Source organism: Mesorhizobium shonense, assembly GCF_040545255.1.
GTDB classification, from domain to species: Bacteria; Pseudomonadota; Alphaproteobacteria; order Rhizobiales; family Rhizobiaceae; genus Mesorhizobium; species Mesorhizobium shonense.
The window spans coordinates 144,682-163,962 of sequence record NZ_JBEPLM010000012.1; the positions used below are offsets into that span (position 1 = coordinate 144,682).

General features: G+C 61.8%; 16 protein-coding genes and 1 tRNA gene. 11 read left to right on the forward strand and 6 right to left on the reverse strand.

The features are described 5' to 3' along the window. Positions 1–89 precede the first annotated feature (89 nt). The 6 genes from ABID26_RS26690 (at position 90) to ABID26_RS26715 (ending at position 6,778) form a co-directional block, all read left to right on the forward strand. A tRNA-Arg gene (locus ABID26_RS26690) sits at positions 90–166 on the forward strand. 597 nt (positions 167–763) lie between these two features. Beyond that, positions 764–1,882, forward strand: coding sequence for a TRAP transporter substrate-binding protein DctP (gene dctP / locus ABID26_RS26695; RefSeq protein WP_292299707.1), 1,119 nt, complete (start codon positions 764–766; stop codon positions 1,880–1,882). Positions 1,883–1,940: 58 nt separating this feature from the next. Next, positions 1,941–3,044, forward strand: a complete 1,104-nt coding sequence (locus ABID26_RS26700) for a TRAP transporter small permease subunit (RefSeq protein ID WP_126097627.1) — start codon at positions 1,941–1,943, stop codon at positions 3,042–3,044. Positions 3,045–3,104: 60 nt separating this feature from the next. After that, positions 3,105–4,418, forward strand: a complete 1,314-nt coding sequence (locus ABID26_RS26705) for a TRAP transporter large permease (protein ID WP_354417038.1) — start codon at positions 3,105–3,107, stop codon at positions 4,416–4,418. Between the two features lie 100 nt (positions 4,419–4,518). Next, entirely contained in the window at positions 4,519–4,680 is a 162-nt protein-coding gene (locus ABID26_RS26710) for a hypothetical protein (RefSeq protein ID WP_189521434.1), read from the forward strand. Between the two features lie 310 nt (positions 4,681–4,990). Further along, positions 4,991–6,778, forward strand: coding sequence for a coiled-coil domain-containing protein (locus ABID26_RS26715; RefSeq protein ID WP_292299705.1), 1,788 nt, complete (start codon positions 4,991–4,993; stop codon positions 6,776–6,778). A gap of 161 nt (positions 6,779–6,939) precedes the next feature. Here the strand turns inward: ABID26_RS26715 and ABID26_RS26720 are convergent, their stop codons facing one another. From ABID26_RS26720 to ABID26_RS26745, 6 genes are all read right to left on the reverse strand, one after another. Then, a complete protein-coding gene (locus ABID26_RS26720) occupies positions 6,940–7,632 on the reverse strand; it encodes a hypothetical protein (RefSeq protein ID WP_292299704.1) in 693 nt (230 codons plus the stop codon). A gap of 259 nt (positions 7,633–7,891) precedes the next feature. After that, a complete protein-coding gene (locus ABID26_RS26725; RefSeq protein WP_292299703.1) occupies positions 7,892–8,572 on the reverse strand; it encodes an SGNH/GDSL hydrolase family protein in 681 nt (226 codons plus the stop codon). Between the two features lie 69 nt (positions 8,573–8,641). After that, positions 8,642–9,568, reverse strand: coding sequence for an ABC transporter permease subunit (locus ABID26_RS26730; protein ID WP_189521533.1), 927 nt, complete (start codon positions 9,566–9,568; stop codon positions 8,642–8,644). A gap of 27 nt (positions 9,569–9,595) precedes the next feature. Then, positions 9,596–10,558: an ABC transporter permease gene (locus ABID26_RS26735; protein WP_292299702.1), complete on the reverse strand. Its 963-nt coding sequence runs from the start codon at positions 10,556–10,558 to the stop codon at positions 9,596–9,598. Continuing rightward, the gene (locus tag ABID26_RS26740) at positions 10,555–12,066 is read right to left on the reverse strand and encodes a sugar ABC transporter ATP-binding protein (protein WP_292299712.1); all 1,512 of its coding nucleotides are present in this window, start codon (positions 12,064–12,066) and stop codon (positions 10,555–10,557) included. The genes ABID26_RS26735 and ABID26_RS26740 overlap by 4 nt, the downstream gene beginning before the upstream one ends. Positions 12,067–12,181: 115 nt before the next feature. After that, positions 12,182–13,207, reverse strand: a complete 1,026-nt coding sequence (locus ABID26_RS26745) for an ABC transporter substrate-binding protein (protein WP_354417086.1) — start codon at positions 13,205–13,207, stop codon at positions 12,182–12,184. Between the two features lie 442 nt (positions 13,208–13,649). Here ABID26_RS26745 and ABID26_RS26750 point away from each other — a divergent pair, with 442 nt between their 5' ends. The 5 genes from ABID26_RS26750 to ABID26_RS26770 all read left to right on the forward strand — a co-directional run bounded on the left by ABID26_RS26750 (position 13,650) and on the right by ABID26_RS26770 (position 19,221). Then, on the forward strand, positions 13,650–14,300 hold the full coding sequence (locus tag ABID26_RS26750; protein ID WP_292299700.1) for an SGNH/GDSL hydrolase family protein: 651 nt from the start codon (positions 13,650–13,652) through the stop codon (positions 14,298–14,300). A 41-nt stretch (positions 14,301–14,341) separates the two neighbouring features. Continuing rightward, positions 14,342–15,445, forward strand: coding sequence for an ROK family transcriptional regulator (locus ABID26_RS26755; RefSeq protein ID WP_292299699.1), 1,104 nt, complete (start codon positions 14,342–14,344; stop codon positions 15,443–15,445). A gap of 464 nt (positions 15,446–15,909) precedes the next feature. Further along, complete coding sequence (locus ABID26_RS26760; protein WP_292299698.1) at positions 15,910–16,884, forward strand: hypothetical protein; 975 nt, start codon at positions 15,910–15,912, stop codon at positions 16,882–16,884. Further along, positions 16,881–17,438 (forward strand): DUF1353 domain-containing protein, encoded by a 558-nt coding sequence (locus ABID26_RS26765; RefSeq protein WP_292299697.1) that lies wholly within the window; start codon positions 16,881–16,883, stop codon positions 17,436–17,438. Before ABID26_RS26760 ends, ABID26_RS26765 begins: the two co-directional genes overlap by 4 nt. Before the next feature lie 64 nt (positions 17,439–17,502). Beyond that, a complete protein-coding gene (locus ABID26_RS26770) occupies positions 17,503–19,221 on the forward strand; it encodes a caspase family protein (RefSeq protein WP_292372926.1) in 1,719 nt (572 codons plus the stop codon). Positions 19,222–19,281: the final 60 nt, after the last annotated feature.

A 19,281-nucleotide genomic window follows, 5' to 3' on the forward strand; every position in this document is an offset into this window, starting at 1 on the left:
CGGCCGGCGTCACGGAGCAAAGTGCTGCCCGGCACGCCAGCAACGCCTCTTGGCGAACCGGCCCGAAGCGTTTATGTGTCGGGCCGCGTGGTCCCGTAGCTCAGTAGGATAGAGCGGCAGATTCCTAATCTGTAGGTCGCAGGTTCGATTCCTGCCGGGATCACCACGTTTTCAATGGGTTAGCGAGTTTTCCGTCGTACTTTTTCTGAAGATTAGTATGTCAAATGTCGCGGATGCTTCGTGGCTGGCACGGTCAGCAACGGCCGCGCGACCGGAATTTGGAAGTTCGTTGGGCGAAAAGACGGATTGCAGTCAGCGCTCCAAATCCTTGCATTGCCTTGCCATCAGCACCGCTGGCGGCATGCCGCTTCGATGCAGACCAGGACCATAGAGTGCAGTCACTCGGCCATCGTTTTTCCAGCCAGAGCAGCAAGGACGGAGATCACATCGGCGTCGGATGAGCCGGACGACGCTGTATTGCCTAGGCGATAACCCATTCATAGGTAGATTTATTGATAGCGCACAAGCATACTTGGGCGGGGCGCGCGGCGGTTGAAAATGGTCGCGCCGCGCTATGTTATTTGCAAGCTGCGCCAGTTCCTTTCGCTCGGTTGTGGCGTTGGCAATTTGGCGAAAAACGATTGCGGACAAGGGGCAGCTCTGGTCCCACAAGAAACGGGCATCCCTTGTGTCATTGATTTTACGATTTTGAGACCGGCGGCGGGCCTATCATTTGTCCGCTCGCCGAACAGGGAGGAAGGCAATGGACGGAGAATCGCGTTCCCAATCAAGACGAAGATTTCTGAAGACGAGTGGACTTGTCGCTGGGCTAACGGCGACGGCTGTTACCGTTCCCTGGGTTCGAAGGGCCGGGGCCGCTGACACGATCACCTGGAAAATCCAAACCTCGTGGCCGGCGGGTGTCGGACTTGAAACTTTCCAGAAATGGTGCGGGACCATCAAGGAAAAGACCGGCGGCCAACTCGAATTTCAGCCGTTCAAAGCAAAGGACATCGTTGGTGATTTCGAGCTCCTCGACGGGGTGAAGAACGGCGTCCTGGAGGCGATGAACTCGTTTTCGCTTTACTGGGCCGGCAAGCTTCCCGCTGCAGCGTTCCTATCCTCGTACACGATGGGGCTACGTTATCCGCACGAATGGGACATCTTCTTCTATTCGAAAGGTGGCCTGCAGGCTGCGCGCGACCTTTATGCCAAACAAGGTCTTTACTACGTCAACCGCATTCATCACGGCCCGAACATCATCCACTCAAAGACACCGATCCGCTCGATCGAGGATTTCAGGGATCTGAAGCTGCGCGTACCGGGCGGCATGATCGCCGAGACATTCGCGAAAGCCGGCGCCAAGACCACGCTGCTGCCGGGCGGCGAGGTGTTCTCCGCGCTGGAAAAAGGCACGATCGATGCGGCCGACTACACGGGCCCGGCGGTAAACTGGGCGCTCGGCTTCCAGCAAGTGACCAAATACATTTCCATGGGGCCGCCTGGGCTGATGTCGGTGTATCAGCCCGTCGACCTGATGGATTTCGCCGTCAACATGAACGTCTGGAACCAACTCCCGGACAATCTCAAGAAGTTCGTGGAAGACGAGATCCAGGTCTATTCGAACACCCATTTCGGCGCGATCCAGAAGGCCGACATGGAGGCTTGGCACAAATTCACCGACGCGGGCATCGAAATCAACCGGCTTGGCGCAGAAGATCTCCAAAAGTTCCAGGAAATCGCGGTGCCGATCTGGTTCGAGTGGGCCAACAAGGACAAGGACGCGGCGCGCATCTTCAAGCTGCAGCTTGAGGTGATGGAGAACCCGACCGTCGGCTACGTCACGCCGGACATGTATCAGGGATTGTCGATCAACCTCTGAGGCTCTCCGCGCCCGTCCTGTCCGGGCGGGCGCACTCTCCTTCAAGAGGCAGTCGCCGATGCCCTCACTTACATTTGTGCTGCCGCACTGGCTCTACTGGTCGAGCCTTGTGCTTTTTCCGCTTGCCGCGGTCTTCTTTGTCTATCGCGAGCGGGCTCGACGCGATGCCGGCCGAGCCAACCTGTTCCTCGCCTATTTCTTGCTGGTCACTGCCGGTTTTCTCGGCATGCACCGTTTCTACCTGAAGAGCCGCTGGGGGTTCTTGTTCATCCCGTTCTTCGTCGCTGTGCTCTGGACCAGTGCCCAGGTGCGGGATGGGCGCGAAGCATTGTCGCTGGCTCGATCCCAAGCGGAGCATGCCGAAAGGGTCCTGACGCAAACAAGGGCCGATGTCACATCCGGCAAGAGCGGTGCCGCCGGTCGCCTTGCGAAGGCCGAGGCGGATGCGGTGACGGCTCACGGCAATGACGCTGCTGCCATTGCTGGACTCGCCCGCTCGAACACCCTTGCTCGAATTGCCGGACTTCTGCTCGGCCTCGTTCTCGTGGGCGACGTCTTTCTGATGCCGGGCCTGGTTCGCCGCGCTCGCGAACGCGAGGTTCAACCGGCCCCAACCGACACCCATCCGCTGGTGGCCGACGTGCCCGCCACGCCGGTCAAAGCTCCGCTCGCTGTCTTCCGGCCCGTCGACCGGCTGGTCAAGGTGACGGGCGAGTTGGTCGCCTACTGGTCAGTCCTCGCGGTCATGGCCTACTATTACGAGGTCGTGGCCCGTTACGTCTTCAATTCGCCGACGAACTGGGTGCATGAGAGCATGTTTCTCATGTTTGGCATCCAGTACATGCTGGCAGGAGCCTATGCCTATCGCGACGAAACCCATGTCAGGGTAGATATCGTCTACAGCCATCTCTCCGAACGCGGTCGGGCTATCTGCGACATCATCACCTCGGCCTTCTTCTTCCTGTTCACCGGCACCATGCTGGTCACAGGGTGGCGATTTGCGAGTGATGCCATGGCGGTTGGCGAACGCTCGTTCACCGAATGGGGCATTCAATACTGGCCGGTAAAGCTCGCGATCCCCATCGGGGCGGCGCTCCTGTTGCTTCAGGGTCTGTCCCGGCTGATGCGGGACATCGCCACTGCATTCGGAAGGATTGGCTGACCGATGGGTCTCGAGCTTCCGATCCTGTGGCTCAGCATATTGATGTTCGGGGGTCTGGGCGTGCTTTTGCTGCTCGGATTGCCGATGGCCTTTTGCACCGGCAGCCTTGCCGTGCTTTTCCTCTTTCTGTTTGGCAATTCGGCCATGCTGAACATGCTGCCGTCTCGGGTCTTCCCGTTCATGACGGATTATCAGCTCTCGGCGGTGCCGCTTTTCATCTTCATGGCCGCGATTCTCGAGAAGGCGGGCATCATCGAGGAATTGTTCGACGTCGTCTACAAATGGCTGGGCGGGCTGAAGGGGGGACTCGCCTCGGCCACGGTGGTCTCCTGCACGCTGCTGGCCGCGATGGTCGGCGTGGTCGGGGCGACGGAAGTCACGATGGGGATGATCGCGCTGCCCGCCATGTTGCGCCGCAATTATGACGCCAAGCTCGCGTGCGGCTCGCTTCTTGCAGGCGGGACCCTTGGCATTCTCATACCCCCTTCCGTCATGGCGATCGTCTATGCCGTCGTGGCGCAACAGTCGCTGGGCGAGCTTTTGATCGGGTCGGTGTTTCCCGGGCTGCTGCTGTCCGGGATGTACGTCGCGTACGTAACGGCGCGCTGTTACATCAACCCCAAGCTCGGCCCGGCGCTGTCGCCGAACGAACGCATCGCATTCGTCGCAAAACTCAAGCTTTTGCGCCGCACGTTCATGCCGATACTGCTGATCCTGCTTGTGCTCGGAGTCATCTTCATGGGCATTGCCACGCCGGTCGAAGCTGCAGGCATTGGCACGTTCGGCGCCTTCATCGTCTGTGCCGCGCATCGGCGCCTCACCTGGGACACGATCCGGGAAGCCGGGGTCGCGACGCTCAAGGCAACAGCGATGGTCATGTGGATATTCTTCGGCGCCACAATGTTCGTCGGCTTCTTCATCCTGAAGGGCGGGCAGAACTTCGTCGCCGAATCCATACTCGGAACAGGCTTGGCGCCTTACGGCATTCTTGTCCTGATGATGATCATCCTGTTCGTCCTCGGCATGTTTCTGGACTGGGTGGGCATCCTCCTCCTGACCGTACCGATCTTCCTGCCCATTCTAAAAACGCTTCAATTCGGCGGCACTTTCGGATTAGCCGGCGTAGCTCCTGAAGATGTGCCGCTTTGGTATGGCGTCATTTTCATGGTCAACATGCAGATGGCGTTCCTGAGCCCACCGTTCGGCTATTCGCTGTTTTATCTGAAGAGTGTCGCGCCGCCGGAGATATCGATGGCGACAATCTTCCGATCCGCGGTCCCCTTCTTGTGCCTGCAGGCTATCGGAGTGGGACTGTGCATCGTGTTCCCCTCGATCGTCATATGGCTGCCGAAGGTCATGTACGGAGGCAACTGACCTCATTTGCGGCTTTCGTTATCCGACGCCGCGGATCAATCGAATTTGACAGCTTTTCTGTTGAACGGTGTCACCTTGTTTGCCTTTCTTTGCGCGCGTGATGAGATCGCTTCTTGAAACAATCCTGGCTGCGAATGCGGGTGTATTGCTCTCGACCGGTCTCGGTTATCTCGCCTACGCCGTGCCGGGCGACGCGGTGCCTTATCTGGACTGGCTTGCCAGTCCACTCCATTTCGAGGCGGTTGACCAGGGGGGTCCGTGACCTAGCTTAAAGCTCACGATGGACCGTCCAGACTCCGAAATGGCGGAATGGCACGCACCGTGGGAGAACTCTCGGGATGTTGAGAACGGAGAGATGCGAATGGGGCTTTTCGGAGCCCTGCGCGCCGTTCGCGGAGGACAGCCGGCGACCGGCGCTCCGCCATGCAACAACAAATTCGCACGGGCACTGGAGGGACCTGAAGCAGTGACAGTTTCGAGAGCAGTCAGAGGCTTTAAACCGCACCTGGGCGAGGGGCCGAACACCACTTCACGGGCTTAAAAAGCACACCCAAGACTGAACGGGCACGGCGATGCCAGATCATCTTGCCGGATTTTATGCAAACGATGCAGATTTCGTCGTCCTAGGCGGGGTAGTGATACTTTTGGGCGTCTATCTTGTGCTCCGGCGTATCCTTGCCGCGGTGCGACGGCGTCGCCCGAAACCGTCTGCCTATCTGAACGAATACGGGTCTTCTCCCCTCGATTTGCCTTCTTGGGTATGGGAGCGCCCGGTCGACCTTGCAACCGAGCCTTCTCGGTCTGCCGTGCCTTCAGACCCCGATGTTCGGCCCCAGGATGTCGGCCGTCAGCTTGGGGTGCGAATTGAGTATTTCGACGCGAACCCTGAAGCCTGCGAGAGCTCGCAAGGGGTCCAGCCCAATGCTTTCGCTGCCGCGACGACCCTCGCGACGGCCTCACCTCCTGCCGCTCGCAGGCCGATCGGTCTTGCGTCCCGCCTGGGCGTCGCCACAATCTGCCTGGCCGTGCCGCTTGGTTATGCGATGACGAGGCAGAACTTGGTCGAAAGCGCCCCCGCCATTTCGCAGGCCCAGGGCCACTCCGACCTTTCGCGCCCCTTGGAGCTTCCGGCGAGTGCCGCACCGGATTTGCGTGGACCAGCCCGGATCGACGAGCGCACGAATGCCGGATTGCTCAGCCCGGATATCACCGCTGCCACGGCGCAAGCCGAGGCCGCCCGCGTTCAGGCAGCCGCGGCGAGGGAATTGGCGGGCCAGGAACACCAAGCTGTGGAAGCTGAGCGCGCCAGGAGCGCGGCCCTGCAGAGTGCGCTCTTCGAGTCGCGCAAGCAGATCGACTCGCTAAGGACAAGCATGACGGAAGCCGACAAAACGCGCGAGGAGCGATTTCGCAACGAACTCGCGGCAGCCCGCGCGTTCGACGCATTGCGGCGCATTGCGGGAGACGCACACACGCTGCTGGGCAGGGCCATCGACTATGTCGTTACGGCGATGCCCGCTGCTCATCTGCAGCGACAGCGAACCGAACGAATGGCGCGCGATCTATCGCAAGCGCGGGCGCAAATTGAACAGCTTGAGGCCAAGACCGCCGAGGATCGCGCCAAGGCCGAGGCTTCGCTGGCGCAAGCGAGCGGAGTGCTTGACGACGAGCGCCGGAAGTCGGCGGGCCTTCGCGGCGACGTCGCCGAAATGGCACGATCCAATGCGGCGCTCGTGGAGCGCGCGGACGCGGCCGAGCGCGAGCGGACCGGTGCAGCGGCAGCGAGAGAGCGGGTGGAGCAGACCGCAGCCGAGACGGCGCAAGCTCTGGCGCGAGAACGCGCTGCGGCAGCGTCGGTTCGTGAGGAGCTGAAAAAAGCCCGCCTCGGGCGCGACATGGCCGAACAGGAACGAACCGCAGCAGTCTCAGCCAAAGAGCGTGCCGAGGAGGGTGCAGCCGAGGCGACGCAGGCTTTGGCGCGAGAACGCGCTGCAGCTGTCTCGACCCAGGAGGATCTCAACAGAGCCCGCCTCGAGCGCGACGCCGCCCGAGCCCTTCTGGTGCCGGTCACCAGGTTGAACGAGGCTCTGGACGAGCAACGGGAGGCCACTGTTTCTCTAGCCCGCGACTTGGCGGCCGCCCGCGCGGACAATGACAGGCTCAGGGCTGAGCGTCGCGCCGCGCAGAACGAGGCGCCGCTGAAGCCGCGTTCTGGTCGCACATCAGACGCCACGGGCCAGGTTAAGGCTGTCAGCCAGAAAGCTGTGCGCAGCAAGGTTCGCAATACCTCGCGGGTGACCCGCGTACGATCTATCACGCTGCCTTATTCGCTCTGGCCAAGACACTTTGCGTTGGACTGAGTTCCAAAACGACTGGGCGGTCCATGTTTGAAGGCTTGAGACTATAGCCCGGCAGCAACTGAGGCAGGACGCAACGACGTGGGGGGAGACGCTGGAGACGGGAAAGAATTGCCCGTTCGAATTCATCCTGTTCTCGTCGGCGAGGAGTTCCGCTCCATACGCTATGTCAGCCCGATCACGCTGCCTTCGGCGTTCAACTCGCACTCGACCGGCGCCTGACGCGTCTCCACGCGGCCTTGATGTACATAGTCGATGCTGACCTGAACGGGGGCCGAGATCGTGTTTGAGCTCAATCGATGTAGGGAACCTGCGCTGCCGACGCGCACACTAACCGGGCCGAAGGGGGCCGCGGCCGATTTGATTGCATCATAACAGGCGCGAACGACATCATCCGGGACACCCGGCACTTCGATTGGATGGATTGTTGATGGAATGGTGCTGTCGCCGGGAGGCTGCAGAGTGGGCGGGAGGTCGAGCGACTGTCCGCCGTCTGCGGAGGGGACGACACTGGCGGCTGTGGCCGCCTTAGTTGACCCCGTTGTAAAAGTGCTGGTCCCGTCGGCCGGCGGAGGATCACCGCTGGAGACGTCAGGATCGTCCCCCGGGCCTTTGTGCGCGCCGCTGTTGCGACCTTCGTGCTGGCTGCCAGCGCCATGGCTTCCGTCATTGCCATGATGGCCGCCGGCGCCACGCCCTCCGCCGTGCTCGCCGCCGGCCGCGGCTCCTGCGCCAGCGACCGCGATCGCGCAGGCGAATGCGAAACATGCCAAGCTGAATCCAGGGGATTGATGCACGGCGACCTCCAAAGGTGCGTCGGCCAGCCGTCTTTCCGCGGCATACAGATAGAACGGCACAACCGCTCCCGCCCCCAAGCAAAATTCGCGACTATGGCCCTTTCTAAAATAGCTAGCGGATGAATCCGGTGTATCAAGGACGCGGGTAGCCGCCGCAGCGCCGGGAGTGCAGCATTGGCAGCATGCTATCGAGACGCCGATTGCGAGTTGCGCGGCCTCCGCCCGGGCTTTGAAAAAATGCGGGCCGACGGTGCCGCGCCGGTCCCGCAATCGGCGCATCGGTCTGGAGGGGCCGATACGCGGCAAGGGACTGCGATCCTCAGGCAACCTTGCGATCGGGCTGTCGCGCGAAGATCTCCTGGACCTTGGCGGCTATCGCCTTGCCCAGGTCGTGGTTGTTCTGCGCTGTGAAGTGGATGCCGTCACAGCCGTCGGTGGTGATGAAATCCCCGGCGTTCAGGAAATCGACCTTCGCGAAATCGGCCATTGCGCGATACTCGGCCGCGAGCGCGGCGGTCTTTTCATGGCCGCCGGCGAACATGCCCTGGAAGAAGGGATGCGGCATCGGGGTCAGCGGCGGCGGCGCGATCACCAGCGCCTGCGGGGCCGGATAAGGCGTGCCGACGCCGCCGGCGCTGGTCAGGATCTGGCCGACGAGCTTGGCCATGCCATTGGCGATCTCATAGGGCGTGCGGCGGAAGAACGACTTGGTGTCGTTGGTGCCGAGCATGACGATGGCGAGGTCGAGCGGCAGGTGGCTGGCGATAGCCGACGGCAGATAGGCGCTGCCGTTGAGGCGCGGATCGTTGGGATCGTCAAGGCTGGTGGTACGCGCGCTCAAGCCTTCCTCGATCACGTGATAGCTGTCGCCCAGATGCGAGGCCATCGCGCCAGTCCAGCGGTCCTGATAGGGATAGCGGTGGCTCGGCGAACCCTCCATGACCGGAATCCAGCCCCAGGTCAGCGAGTCTCCAAAACACAAAATCGATCTCTTGGTCATGTCTCCAATCCATTTTCCCGTATGCGATTGATCATTGGCCGTTCCGGCCTCGTCCCCTCAAAAATGCCGTCACGTTGACCTGCTCCTGATCCCGTAGAGGATTGCCGCGAGCAGGATGATGAGGCCCTGCGCAATCAGCTTGCCGGGCTCGTCGACGCCGAAGGTGGTCATCACGACGAACAGCAGCGCAAACGACAGCACGCCGAAGAAGGGACCCCAGACGCCGCCTTCTCCACGGCCGAAGACGACGCCGCCAAGGATGGTGGCTGCGACCGCCAGGATCGGCAGGTCGAGACCGACCCTGACGCTGCCGACGGCGATCGAGGCCGTCTGGACCAGGGCGGCAATGCCGGCGAACAGGCCGGCAAGCGTGTGCGCGAGCACCACCGTGCGGGCGACCGGAACGCCGGAGAAATGCGCGGCCTGAACGCTTTCGCCGACCGAGGTCACGTAGCGGCCGAAGACCGTGCGCGACAGGAAAAGCGACAGCGCGGCCGAAACCGCCACCCAGAAGATCACAGGCGTCGGCAGCGAGCCGAGCTTGGTGTTGTAGATGTCGCCGAACATGCCGGGCACGTCTCCGGGCGGCTTGCCGCTGGACAGGTATTGCACGATCCCGACGAGCACGATCCCGACCGCCAGCGTGACGATGACGGCCGAGACGCGCCTGACCCCGACCATCAGGCCGTTGAAGAGGCCGACGGCAAGGCCGATGGCCAGCGCCAGGGCGACGAAGAACGTCATCGAGGCGCCGGGAAAGACGCCGGACGAGATCGTATAGTTGATGAGCAGGATGACCCCGCCGCCCGATAGGTCGATGCTCCGCACCCGCATCACCAGAAGCTGGCCGAGCACCAATATGCCGAGCGGCACGATCTGGCGCACGAATATGCCCATGACGTTGAGGTTGAGCATGTTCGGCCGCGCGATCCACAGAACCAAAAGCAGCACGGCAAAGACGTAGTATGCCGGCGGGATGCGAAGCAGGCGGCGCATGACGGGATTGGCGAGCGCGGCAGCCACTTACAGCCCCATCTTCTTGCGCGATTGCAGGGCGACCACCAGAAGCAGGATCGCCCCTTTGATGGTGGTCTGGATGAAGGGCGACACATTCGTCAGGTTCATGCCGTTGGCGAGCAGCGCCATGACGAGCGCGCCGATCACCGTGCCGTGCAGGCTGCCGATGCCGCCGGAAAGCTGGGTGCCGCCGATGGCGACGGCCGTGATAGCGTCGAGCTCGAAGAGCAGCCCGACATTCGGGTCGCCGGAGACGATGCGCCCGGCGAGGAAGACGCCGGCAAGGGCCGCGAAGCAGGCGCAGATCACATAGGCCAGCACGATGTTGCGCCTGTCGGCGATGCCGAAATTATGCGCCGCATCCTCCACGCCGGACGACACGCCGCCGCCGATGGCGAAAAGGTGCAGTCCGAAGCGCGAGCCGTAGAGCAGCTTCCAGGCGACCAGGAGGGTGAATATCCCCCAGAATATCGGCAAGGGCACCCCGAGGAAGGAGCCGGCCACGGCGCTGATGACGATATCGGGCACCGTGCCGCCGGACACCGGCCGCAGCACCCGCGTGATGCCGAGCAAAATGTACTGCATCGACAGCGTCGCGATGATCGGATGCACGTTGAAGCGCGTGATGATGAAGCCGTTGGTGAAGCCCACCAAGGCCGCCAGCACGAACACGGCCGGGATCAGCACCCAGCCGGGTCCGCCAAGCGCAAACACTGCCGTCGTGAAGCTGATCATCGATCCGACCGAAAGGTCGAGCCCGCCGAGCAGGATGACGAACATCTGGCCCACCGCCGTGATGACGAGCGGCATCGCCTGCGGCACCAGATTGAGCAGATTCTCCCCGTTGAGGAACTGCGCGGTCTCGAGGCTCAGCCAGAGCGCGATCGCCAACGCGATCAACAAGGGCAGCACCCACATGCCCTGCCGCGATCCCCTTGCGCCCGTCAGGCGCCTGCTCAAGGCTGTCATCGGCGCTCACCTCTCGCCCCATTGGCCTCCCCGTTGGCGCTGAGCGCCGCATCGAGGATGTTGTGCTCCGTGGCGTCGGCCGCCGGCATTTCCGTCACGATGGTGTCGTTGTGGACGACGCAGATGCGGTCGCAGAGCCCGATAAGCTCGACCGTCTCGCGCGACAGCACCAAGACAGCGCCGCCCTTCAGCGCAAAGTCGCGCAGCAGCCGGTAGATCTCGGATTTTGCGCCGATGTCGACGCCGCGCGTCGGCTCCTCGACGAGCAGGATGTCGATGTCGGCGCAGAGGTAGCGGCCGAGCAGCACCTTCTGCTGGTTGCCGCCGGACAGCGTGCCGACGGCGGCGGCCGGACCGCTGGCCTTCACCGCAAGGCTCGACATCGTGTCGGCGATCAGTCGCTGATAGCCTGCGGCAAAAGCTAATTCCGACCGTTTCGAATGGAGCGCGGCGGCAATGTTGTGCGCCACGGAGAGGCCGAGGAACAGCCCGTCCTCCTTGCGATCCTCCGGCACGAAGCCGACGCCCATCGCTTGCAGGCGGCGTACGCCGCCGCCGGGCGACACCGGCAGCGACAACGGTTTGTTCTTGATCGTCACACGGCCGGCGAAAGGATGGTATTGGCCGACCAGCGAGCGCAGGAAGCGCTGCTGGCCCTGCCCTTCCAGGCCGGCCAGCGCGACGATCTCGCCGCGGCTGAGCGACAGCGAGAACGGTCTGGAACGCTCGGTGATCCGGAAATCCTCGACCGAAAGCACAACCGGTCCCGAAGCATCGCCGCGTTGCGGAAAGAGGTCGGTAAGCTCGCGGCCGACCATCATCGCGATCAGCGACGCCGGCGTCATCTCGGCGATTGCTCTGGTGCCGACGAGCTCGCCGTCCTTGAGAACCGTGACGGTGTCGCAGATGGCGAAGATCTCGTCCATGCGGTGCGAAATGTAGACCACCGCCTTGCCCTCATCCTTCAGCCTGCGGATATGGCGGTTCAGGATTTCGACATCGGCGGCATTCAGCGCCGCCGTCGGCTCGTCGAGGATGAACACGCTGGCATCGGTCATGATGCCGTGCGCGATCTCGACGAATTGCCGCTCCGCAATGCTGAGCCTGGAGACGAGCGTACCCGGATCGAGCCTGAGACCGAGTTCGGCAAGCGCCTTGCCCGCCTCGCGCCGCATGCGCCGGTGGTCGACGCCGCCAAAGGCCGTGACCGGCTCGCGGCCGAGAAACATGTTCTCGGCGATCGTCAGATTGGGCAGCAGCGACAATTCCTGGAAGACGGTCGAGATGCCGGCCTCCAGCGCATCCTTCGGTTTGTGGAAGACGACCTGGCGCCCTTCGCGAAGGATGGCTCCGCTGTCCGGCTGATGGACGCCGGCAAGGATCTTCATCAGCGTCGATTTGCCGGCGCCGTTCTCGCCCATCAGCGCATGCACGGAGCCGGACTGGAGCGCGATCGAGACTCCCTTCAGCGCCGCCGTGCCGGCGAACGCCTTGCGGATTTCGGACATTTCGACAAGGATTTTCGCGACAGGGGTTTTCACGACCAAAGCACCGTTGCGTCCGGGAGAATTTTCCGTGGCGCGGGCAGCCTCAGCGCCGCCCGCGCCACGATGGCGCCACCCTTTACTTCTTGGCGTAGAACTCCTTGAGCTTGTCTTCCGGCAGCTCCGACGGCCACCAGACATTGGCCGAGAGATCGTCGCGATAATATTTCTTGACCTTCTCGAGATCCCAGCCCGGCGGGTTGTAGTCATAGTGCTTCTTCAGATCCTTGCCTTCGAGCAGGGCCACGGCGGCGCGGATGCCGGCGGCGCCCTGGGCGGGGCTGTATTCGGCCGAGATCGACTTGAAGCCGTCTGCGATCCACTGGCCGAAGAAGCCGTTGTTGCCCTCGCCGGTGATCGGCGGGATCTTGGCGCCGAACTGCTTGAAGACGTCGACGCAGGCGCGCGTCATGTCGGCGCCGGAAGACCAGATGCCGTCGACCTCGGGGTTGTTGAGATAGAGCGTCTCGCAGAGCTTCTTGGCCTTGTCGTACTGCCAGTCGCCATGCTCCTCGGCGATGATCTTGACGTCGGTCCCCTTCAGCGCCTGCAGCAGGCCGTTGTAGCGGTTGGTGTCTTCCGGATGGCCGGCGAGCCCGCGCAGCACCCAGATGTTGCCCTTGCCGCCAAGATCCTTGACCAGGAAGTCGCCCATCACCTTGCCGAAATGCTCGGCGCCGCCCTGGATCTCGGTGGTGAAGGCGTCGCTCTCGATGCGGCCGGTGTGCACGATGACCGGGATTCCGGCAGCAACCGCCTTGGCGATGCTGGCGTCGGCCGAGGTGGACGTGACCGGCTGGACGATGATGGCGTCGACCTTCTGCGCGATCAGGTCCTCGATGTCGGCGACCTGCTTCTTCTGGTCGAAGCCGGCGTCGAGCAGGATGAACTTGGCGATGCGCTTGTCCTTGGCGGCGGCCGCCTCGGCTTCATGCGCGACCTGCACGGTCCAGGTGTTGGCATTGACGCCGAAATGGCTCATGCCGATGACCCAGGGCGCGTCTTTCTTGAACTTCCCCGCCTCGACCGTCGGGTTGTCGCCGGCACGTGCCGTCACGCCATCCAGCAGGGGCACCTCGTCGGCGAACGAGGGACCGCACAACATCGTTGTCGCGATCACCGCCGCTGCGATTGATTGTATTATCCGTTTCACTGAGCCATCCTCCTTCTCAAGCTCCTCCGACCCTGGAGCCAGGGTCACGACTTCCCCATCGGCGTCCGGCCATGGCCGAGCGCCGCACCTGCCAGACGATCCCGGCATTGCTTCAGTTCATTGCTCAACCCGTACGCCAGGGCCGCCGGAGACATGGTCCAGCGTTGCCGCCATGGGTCATGGCAGCCGGTCGGCGCAAAAGGTTCGGGGCATTCCTCCCAGGCTCACTTCAACCATCGATCCGACGGGCTGTCAATAATTATTCAGAGTGATGGATTATTTTCGCCGCTTGCGCTACCTTTGCGCCAAATGGCAGGGTCGCGGTGTGGCGGACGACCGACTCTCGTCCGATTACCTCTGCAAATCAGAACCTTGGCGAGATCGGAGGAGGAGCATGCGATCGGTCTTGTGCTATGGCGACTCCAACACGCACGGGCAGGTACCCGGCGGCACGCCGCTGGACCGCTACGGTCCGGCCGAGCGCTGGCCCGGCGTCATGGCAAGGGAGCTGGGCGCCGGCTGGCATGTCATCGAGGAGGGCCTGAGCGGCCGCACGACGGTGCGCGACGATCCGATCGAGGGAGCCCACAAGAACGGGCGCACATATCTGAGGCCCTGCCTGCAGAGCCACGCAGTTCTCGATCTCGTCATCATCATGCTGGGCACCAACGATCTCAAGGCACGCTTCAACCAGCCGGCTTCGGAAGTCGCGATGGCCATGGGCTGCCTTGTCTACGACATCAAGGAGCTGAAGCCCGGCCCGGGCGGCAGCGTGCCCGAGATCATGATCGTCTCGCCGCCGCCGATGCTGGACGACATCAAGGAATGGCGGTCGATCTTTGCCGGTGCGCCGGAGAAATCGCGAAAGCTGGCGCTCGAATTCGAGATAATCGCCGATTCGCTCGAAGTGCATTTCTTCGATGCGGGTTCGGTCGCCACCTGCGACCCTCTCGACGGGTTCCACATCAACAGGCAGGCGCATGCGCTGCTGGGCAGCGCGCTGGCCCGCGAAGTCGAAGCAATCGGGTGGCGGGATGAAAAGTGACGGCGGCATATTGGACACGACCGATTGCGAGAGGGCACACCATGCCTGACATGCGCTTTGCGCCGCCCAATCCGCTTCGCATCGCGGACCGCGCCAGCGGCCTCAACGCCGTCAGCGTGCGCGGCTACAACGAGCGCCTCGTGCTGTCGCTGCTGCTCCAGAGCAAAGGCATCACCCGTCTCGAGATCGGCGAGCGGACCGGCCTGTCGGCGCAGACGGTGTCCGTCATCGTCCGCTCGCTCGAGCAGGAAGGGTTGATTGCCAAGGGCGAGGCCCAACGCGGCCGTGTCGGGCCGCCGACGGTGCCGATCTCGCTCAACCCCGAGGGTGCCTATTCCGTCGGCATCAGCGTCGGCCACCGGCAGGTCGAGGTCGTGCTTGTCGACTTCGTCGGCTCGATCCGCTCGCGCACGGTGCTGCCGCTCTCGGCGGCCAGGCATGACACCAACCATCCGCAATTCATGAGCGCTATCGCCAAGGCCATTGCCGATCTGCCGCAGCACCTCCACTCGCGCATCGCCGGCATCGGCCTCGCCTTGCCCGGCGACCAGGCGGAACTCGAGCTGACCCCCATGGCGGCCCGTGAACGGTTCGACGCTTTGCAGGAGGAAGTCGAAAGGGAAATCGGCTACCCGGTCTACGTCCAGAACGACATCACCGCCGCCGCAGGCGGCGAGAGTATGTTCGGCGTGGCGAAGCACCTTTCGGACTATCTGTTCTTCTATCTCGGCGCGCGGCTGCACAGCCGACTGATCCTCAACCATCAGATCTACAACACCGCCACCGCGGTCAGCTTCGACGTCGGCATCCTGCGCCTGGAGGAGGAGATCAGGAGGAGCGGCAGCTCGCCCTCCGAGCTCTGGGAACGGGGGGCCGACTGGCCGTCGTTTGGCGAGGCCGAGACCGCGTGGCAACGCGAGTTGGTGGAGCAGATGAAGTCGTCGATAGGGGCGCTGAAGCAGTTCGTTCCGCTAGCTTCGGTCGTCCTGTCCTCCTACGCGCCCCAGGCGGTGTGCAAGGCGATCTGCCGGGAGTTGGAGCAGGCCATGCCCGGCATCACCGCCATCGCCGGCAACATCGAGCGCTCGCCCAAGGCGGTGGGAGCCGCAAGCCTTCCGTTTAGCTCGCGGTTCATGGTGGAATAGGTGTTCACAGCAGGCGAAGGCTGCTGATGGAGTTGTGTATTCGGGCCGCACGGCCCCGTAGCTCAGTAGGATAGAGCGGCAGGTTCCTGATCTGCAGGTTCGATTCCTGTCAGGACCACCACTCCGGCATCACACCCAACCCGGGACAGCTCCCGCACGGCTGGGCTGGCCATCTCGGGCCTATTTCTTACTCCTTTTCCCAGTCAGCGCCGAAATCAACCCCTCGGAAATTGAATGCTTCATGGTTATTCTTAGCATTGATCGTGGAGAATAGTGGACATATACTACAGTTAATATATCATAATATATAAATAAACCCTTCTTATCTATTAAAATGTTCATTCATCATGCAAATGATATTAGGCAAATATGACAATTATTCATATATATACAAAGGTATTGACACCGACAGACAAAAAACTGATGCTTTGATTATTCTGGTTGTCCTTTGGGGGAGGGGTAACGTGGCAACTGAATCTTCTACAATAAATCTTATTAACGCAGGCGGCAGCGTACTGGCCGGCATAGCGCTGGCTTTGGGCACGGGCTATGTCTTCCATAGCATCCTGATCGACAATAGTACGTCGGGCTTTGGCGCGGTTGCGCTGCTCATCCTGCTCGGGCTTGCAAGCTTTCTGGGGCTGATCGCAGTCTTCAGCCTTCTCTCCAGCTGGATTGGAATTCTCGACCCCAAGCAGGCCTTTGGCCTGCCCGAGGGCTCTATCCGGGCCGTCTTGACGATGGCCTTTATTGTGATCGTGTCGGTGCTGGCAAGTTTTCTAATCACGAACAGCGACGAAAGCTCTCCCTTCGACGAGCATAATACGCTGGCGCTGGCCATGCATTTGCCGCTGGCCGAGGCTCAAGCCTTCATAAAGGCTGCACAGCAAACTGACGGCATTCTCGCACTCAGGCCGTCGGGGATAGGCAGGCCTGAAGGCGCCGGCGAGCTTGCAGCAGCGCCGGCCGAGTCATTTTACGACGTGGTTTTCTATCCGCGTGTCGACCATCGGCTGAAGGAGGATGTCTCCAAGCAGATCCTTACGATGCTATCGACGATCCTGGCCGCGATGATCGGATTCTACTTCGGCTCCCGCCCGGGGGAGACCGATTCCGATACATCCAGGCGGGCGCAAGCCGCCGCGCAGATCGAAAAGACGATCGGCGGCCTGCCCAAGACGGCCGATCTGATCGACCGGACGCAAAAGCTAATCGACCAGGCCACGGCCGCCGAGCAGACCGCGGCTCGCGATAAATTGCAGGCGCTGAAATCGAGGTTGTCCAGCCTGCAGGATATAGTCGAGCAAGCCGACAAGGCCCGCCTGTCGCAAGCCACGACATTGGTCGAGATGACCAATTCCGCCGCGGCGTTGACAAGCGCCGCAGCGGAAATCGCCGCCGCGAAGAAGACAATCGAAGATTATGAGAGCCAGTCATGACCGCCGGGGAGCTTTCAAGGGACGCCAGGCAGGTCTTCATGCGCGCCGCGTTGGCCGTGAAGCCCAAACCGTCGCCCGCTGGAAAACCGAAGTTCCTCGGCCCTCCGGCAGCAGTCGTGCCGTTCTCGGATTGGAACTACTACTACACAAGAGACCCACTGGAGTGGCACTCAGACACTGATACGAACCACAAAGTGAGTGTGCCGATCGGCTTTGTTACCGACCTGGCCAGCATTCCGTCTGCGTTCTGGACGCTCCTGCCAAAGACGGCCAGCTACACCTATGCGGCCATCATCCATGATTACCTCTATTGGACGCAGCCCTGCTCGAGAGAGGACGCTGACAATATGCTGAAAGCCGTGATGGAAGAGCTCAAGGTGGCGGAGTTGAAGATCGTGACAATCTACCAAGGGGTCAGGTTCGGCGGGGAGGCTTCCTGGACGAACAACGCCGCGGCGAAGGCGAAGGGTGAGAAGCGGGTGCTAAAACTCTTTCCGACTGACATGAAGATCAGTTGGGAGCAGTGGAAGATAGAGCCGGATGTATTCGCCTGACTAAGGATACGGCGGAAACGGATTCAGCAAGAGGAACATCGACGGAACGGTTGGGGACAAGGCGATGGCTGGGGGAAAGTATGCGTTGGTCGTGGGCAACGCCGCCTACAGCGGGGAGATGGCGCTGACGAACCCTTGCAATGACGTCAGGGCCATGCACGCCACTCTCGTGGCGCTGAACTTTCAGGTGACCAAGCTTGAAGACGCCACGCTGAAAGACATGAAAGAGAGCATAGACGGTTTCGTCGATCGGCTTAAGACGGATCGGGCATCGGTCGGTCTGTTCTATTTTTCCGGCCACGGCCTGCAGATCGACGACCAGAACTATGTCGTGCCCGTTGATTTCGACAAACATGGCGGACCGCTGGCTACGCACATGGTTGCAGTTCAGCCGCTCATTGAAAAAATGTCGAGCGACGTCACGCTCGTCCTGCTCGACGCCTGCCGGAACAACCCGGGCGCGCAGCGCGAGATCGGAACCCGCGGACTCAGCAATATCGACGATGCGAGGGCCTTGCTCGTCGGCGGACGCATAGAGAACACGGAAGACGATGCGCACACCGTTTCCGGCCTGACGGCGATGAAAGTAGATCCGAATAAAAATATCTTCATTGCCTTTGCAGCCGCGCCCGGCGGCTTTGCGTATGACGGCAGCGGGCAGATGAGTCCATTCACCCAGGCGCTGGTCGCCAACATAGACGCGGTCGATCTTCCGCTTTTCAATCTCACGTTGCGCGTCCGCCAGGAAGTGTTGGCGATCACCAAAGACAAGCAGCGCACATGGGACAACTCTTCGCTGACGGATCCGTTTTTCTTCAATCCGGGGTCGCTTCTCCTTTTCTTCGGAAACATCATGGCGTTGTTCGGGCTCCTGCTTTCGTTCATCCCTTATTCGCTGCTTCTGGCCACGTGGAATGTCACCTGGAAACAGCTTGCGGCCGCCATCGCGCTGCCGCTGATCTCGCTGGCTATTCTGCTCTTCGGCATGCAAAGCGTGTATTCGCGGCTTCGTGGGAACTTCAAATACACGGATGCCACGCAAACGACCGTCCGGAGCCACCTGCTCCTCAGTCTCCAGAAAGGAGGAATCGGCGGCTATCTGGGCGCGCAGCTCGCGGCGCTTTGGATCAGCGTCCCCTATTTCTTGGCATGGTCGAGTGCATACAGCCGAGGCACCACTCGGATCGAACCGGAATCGCTCGGCGTGCTGACGCTGGAAATCGCAACCGCGGCCGCGCTCATATCCTGCCTGCTCGGGATCGCATGTATTTTCCTCACGCGGGTGACATGGTCGAACGGGCGCCTGGAACTTGTTCAGCAACCGACCAGCCGGCGGATCCTGCTGGGCACGCTTTGCGGCGGCATGCTCACCGGGCTGGTCACGGCGCCGGTGCTCATGGCCTATTTCGGCAGCATGAACCGGCCGGAAGTAACACCCGAGTATCTTCTGCCGGGTTCGATCATCGGCGCCTCGATCATCATTTTTTCGATCGTGAATTTCGATTTCGAGCGGTTGAATGCCAAGCGCATGGGCACGAGCGCATTGGCCGCGCTTGCAGCCCTGGCGTGCGGCGGCCTCGCGGCCGTCGTCGTGTTCGGGCCGCTTTATGCGTTGGGCATCGTGCAGTATGTAACACACCGCTTGGAACAGCAGTTCGACGACCCGGTTGTGATGATCAGCGGCGCCGCGGCTTATGGACTTCCCGTGGGACTGATCCTCGGTGCGGTCATCGGGGCGGCCATAACCCTGACCGAAAGATGGTCGGCGCGGCCGGTGATCTAGACTAAGATTTCGAGGTCGCCGGCCCCATCATTTTCCGCCTCAGCGATGCCGCCTCGATGA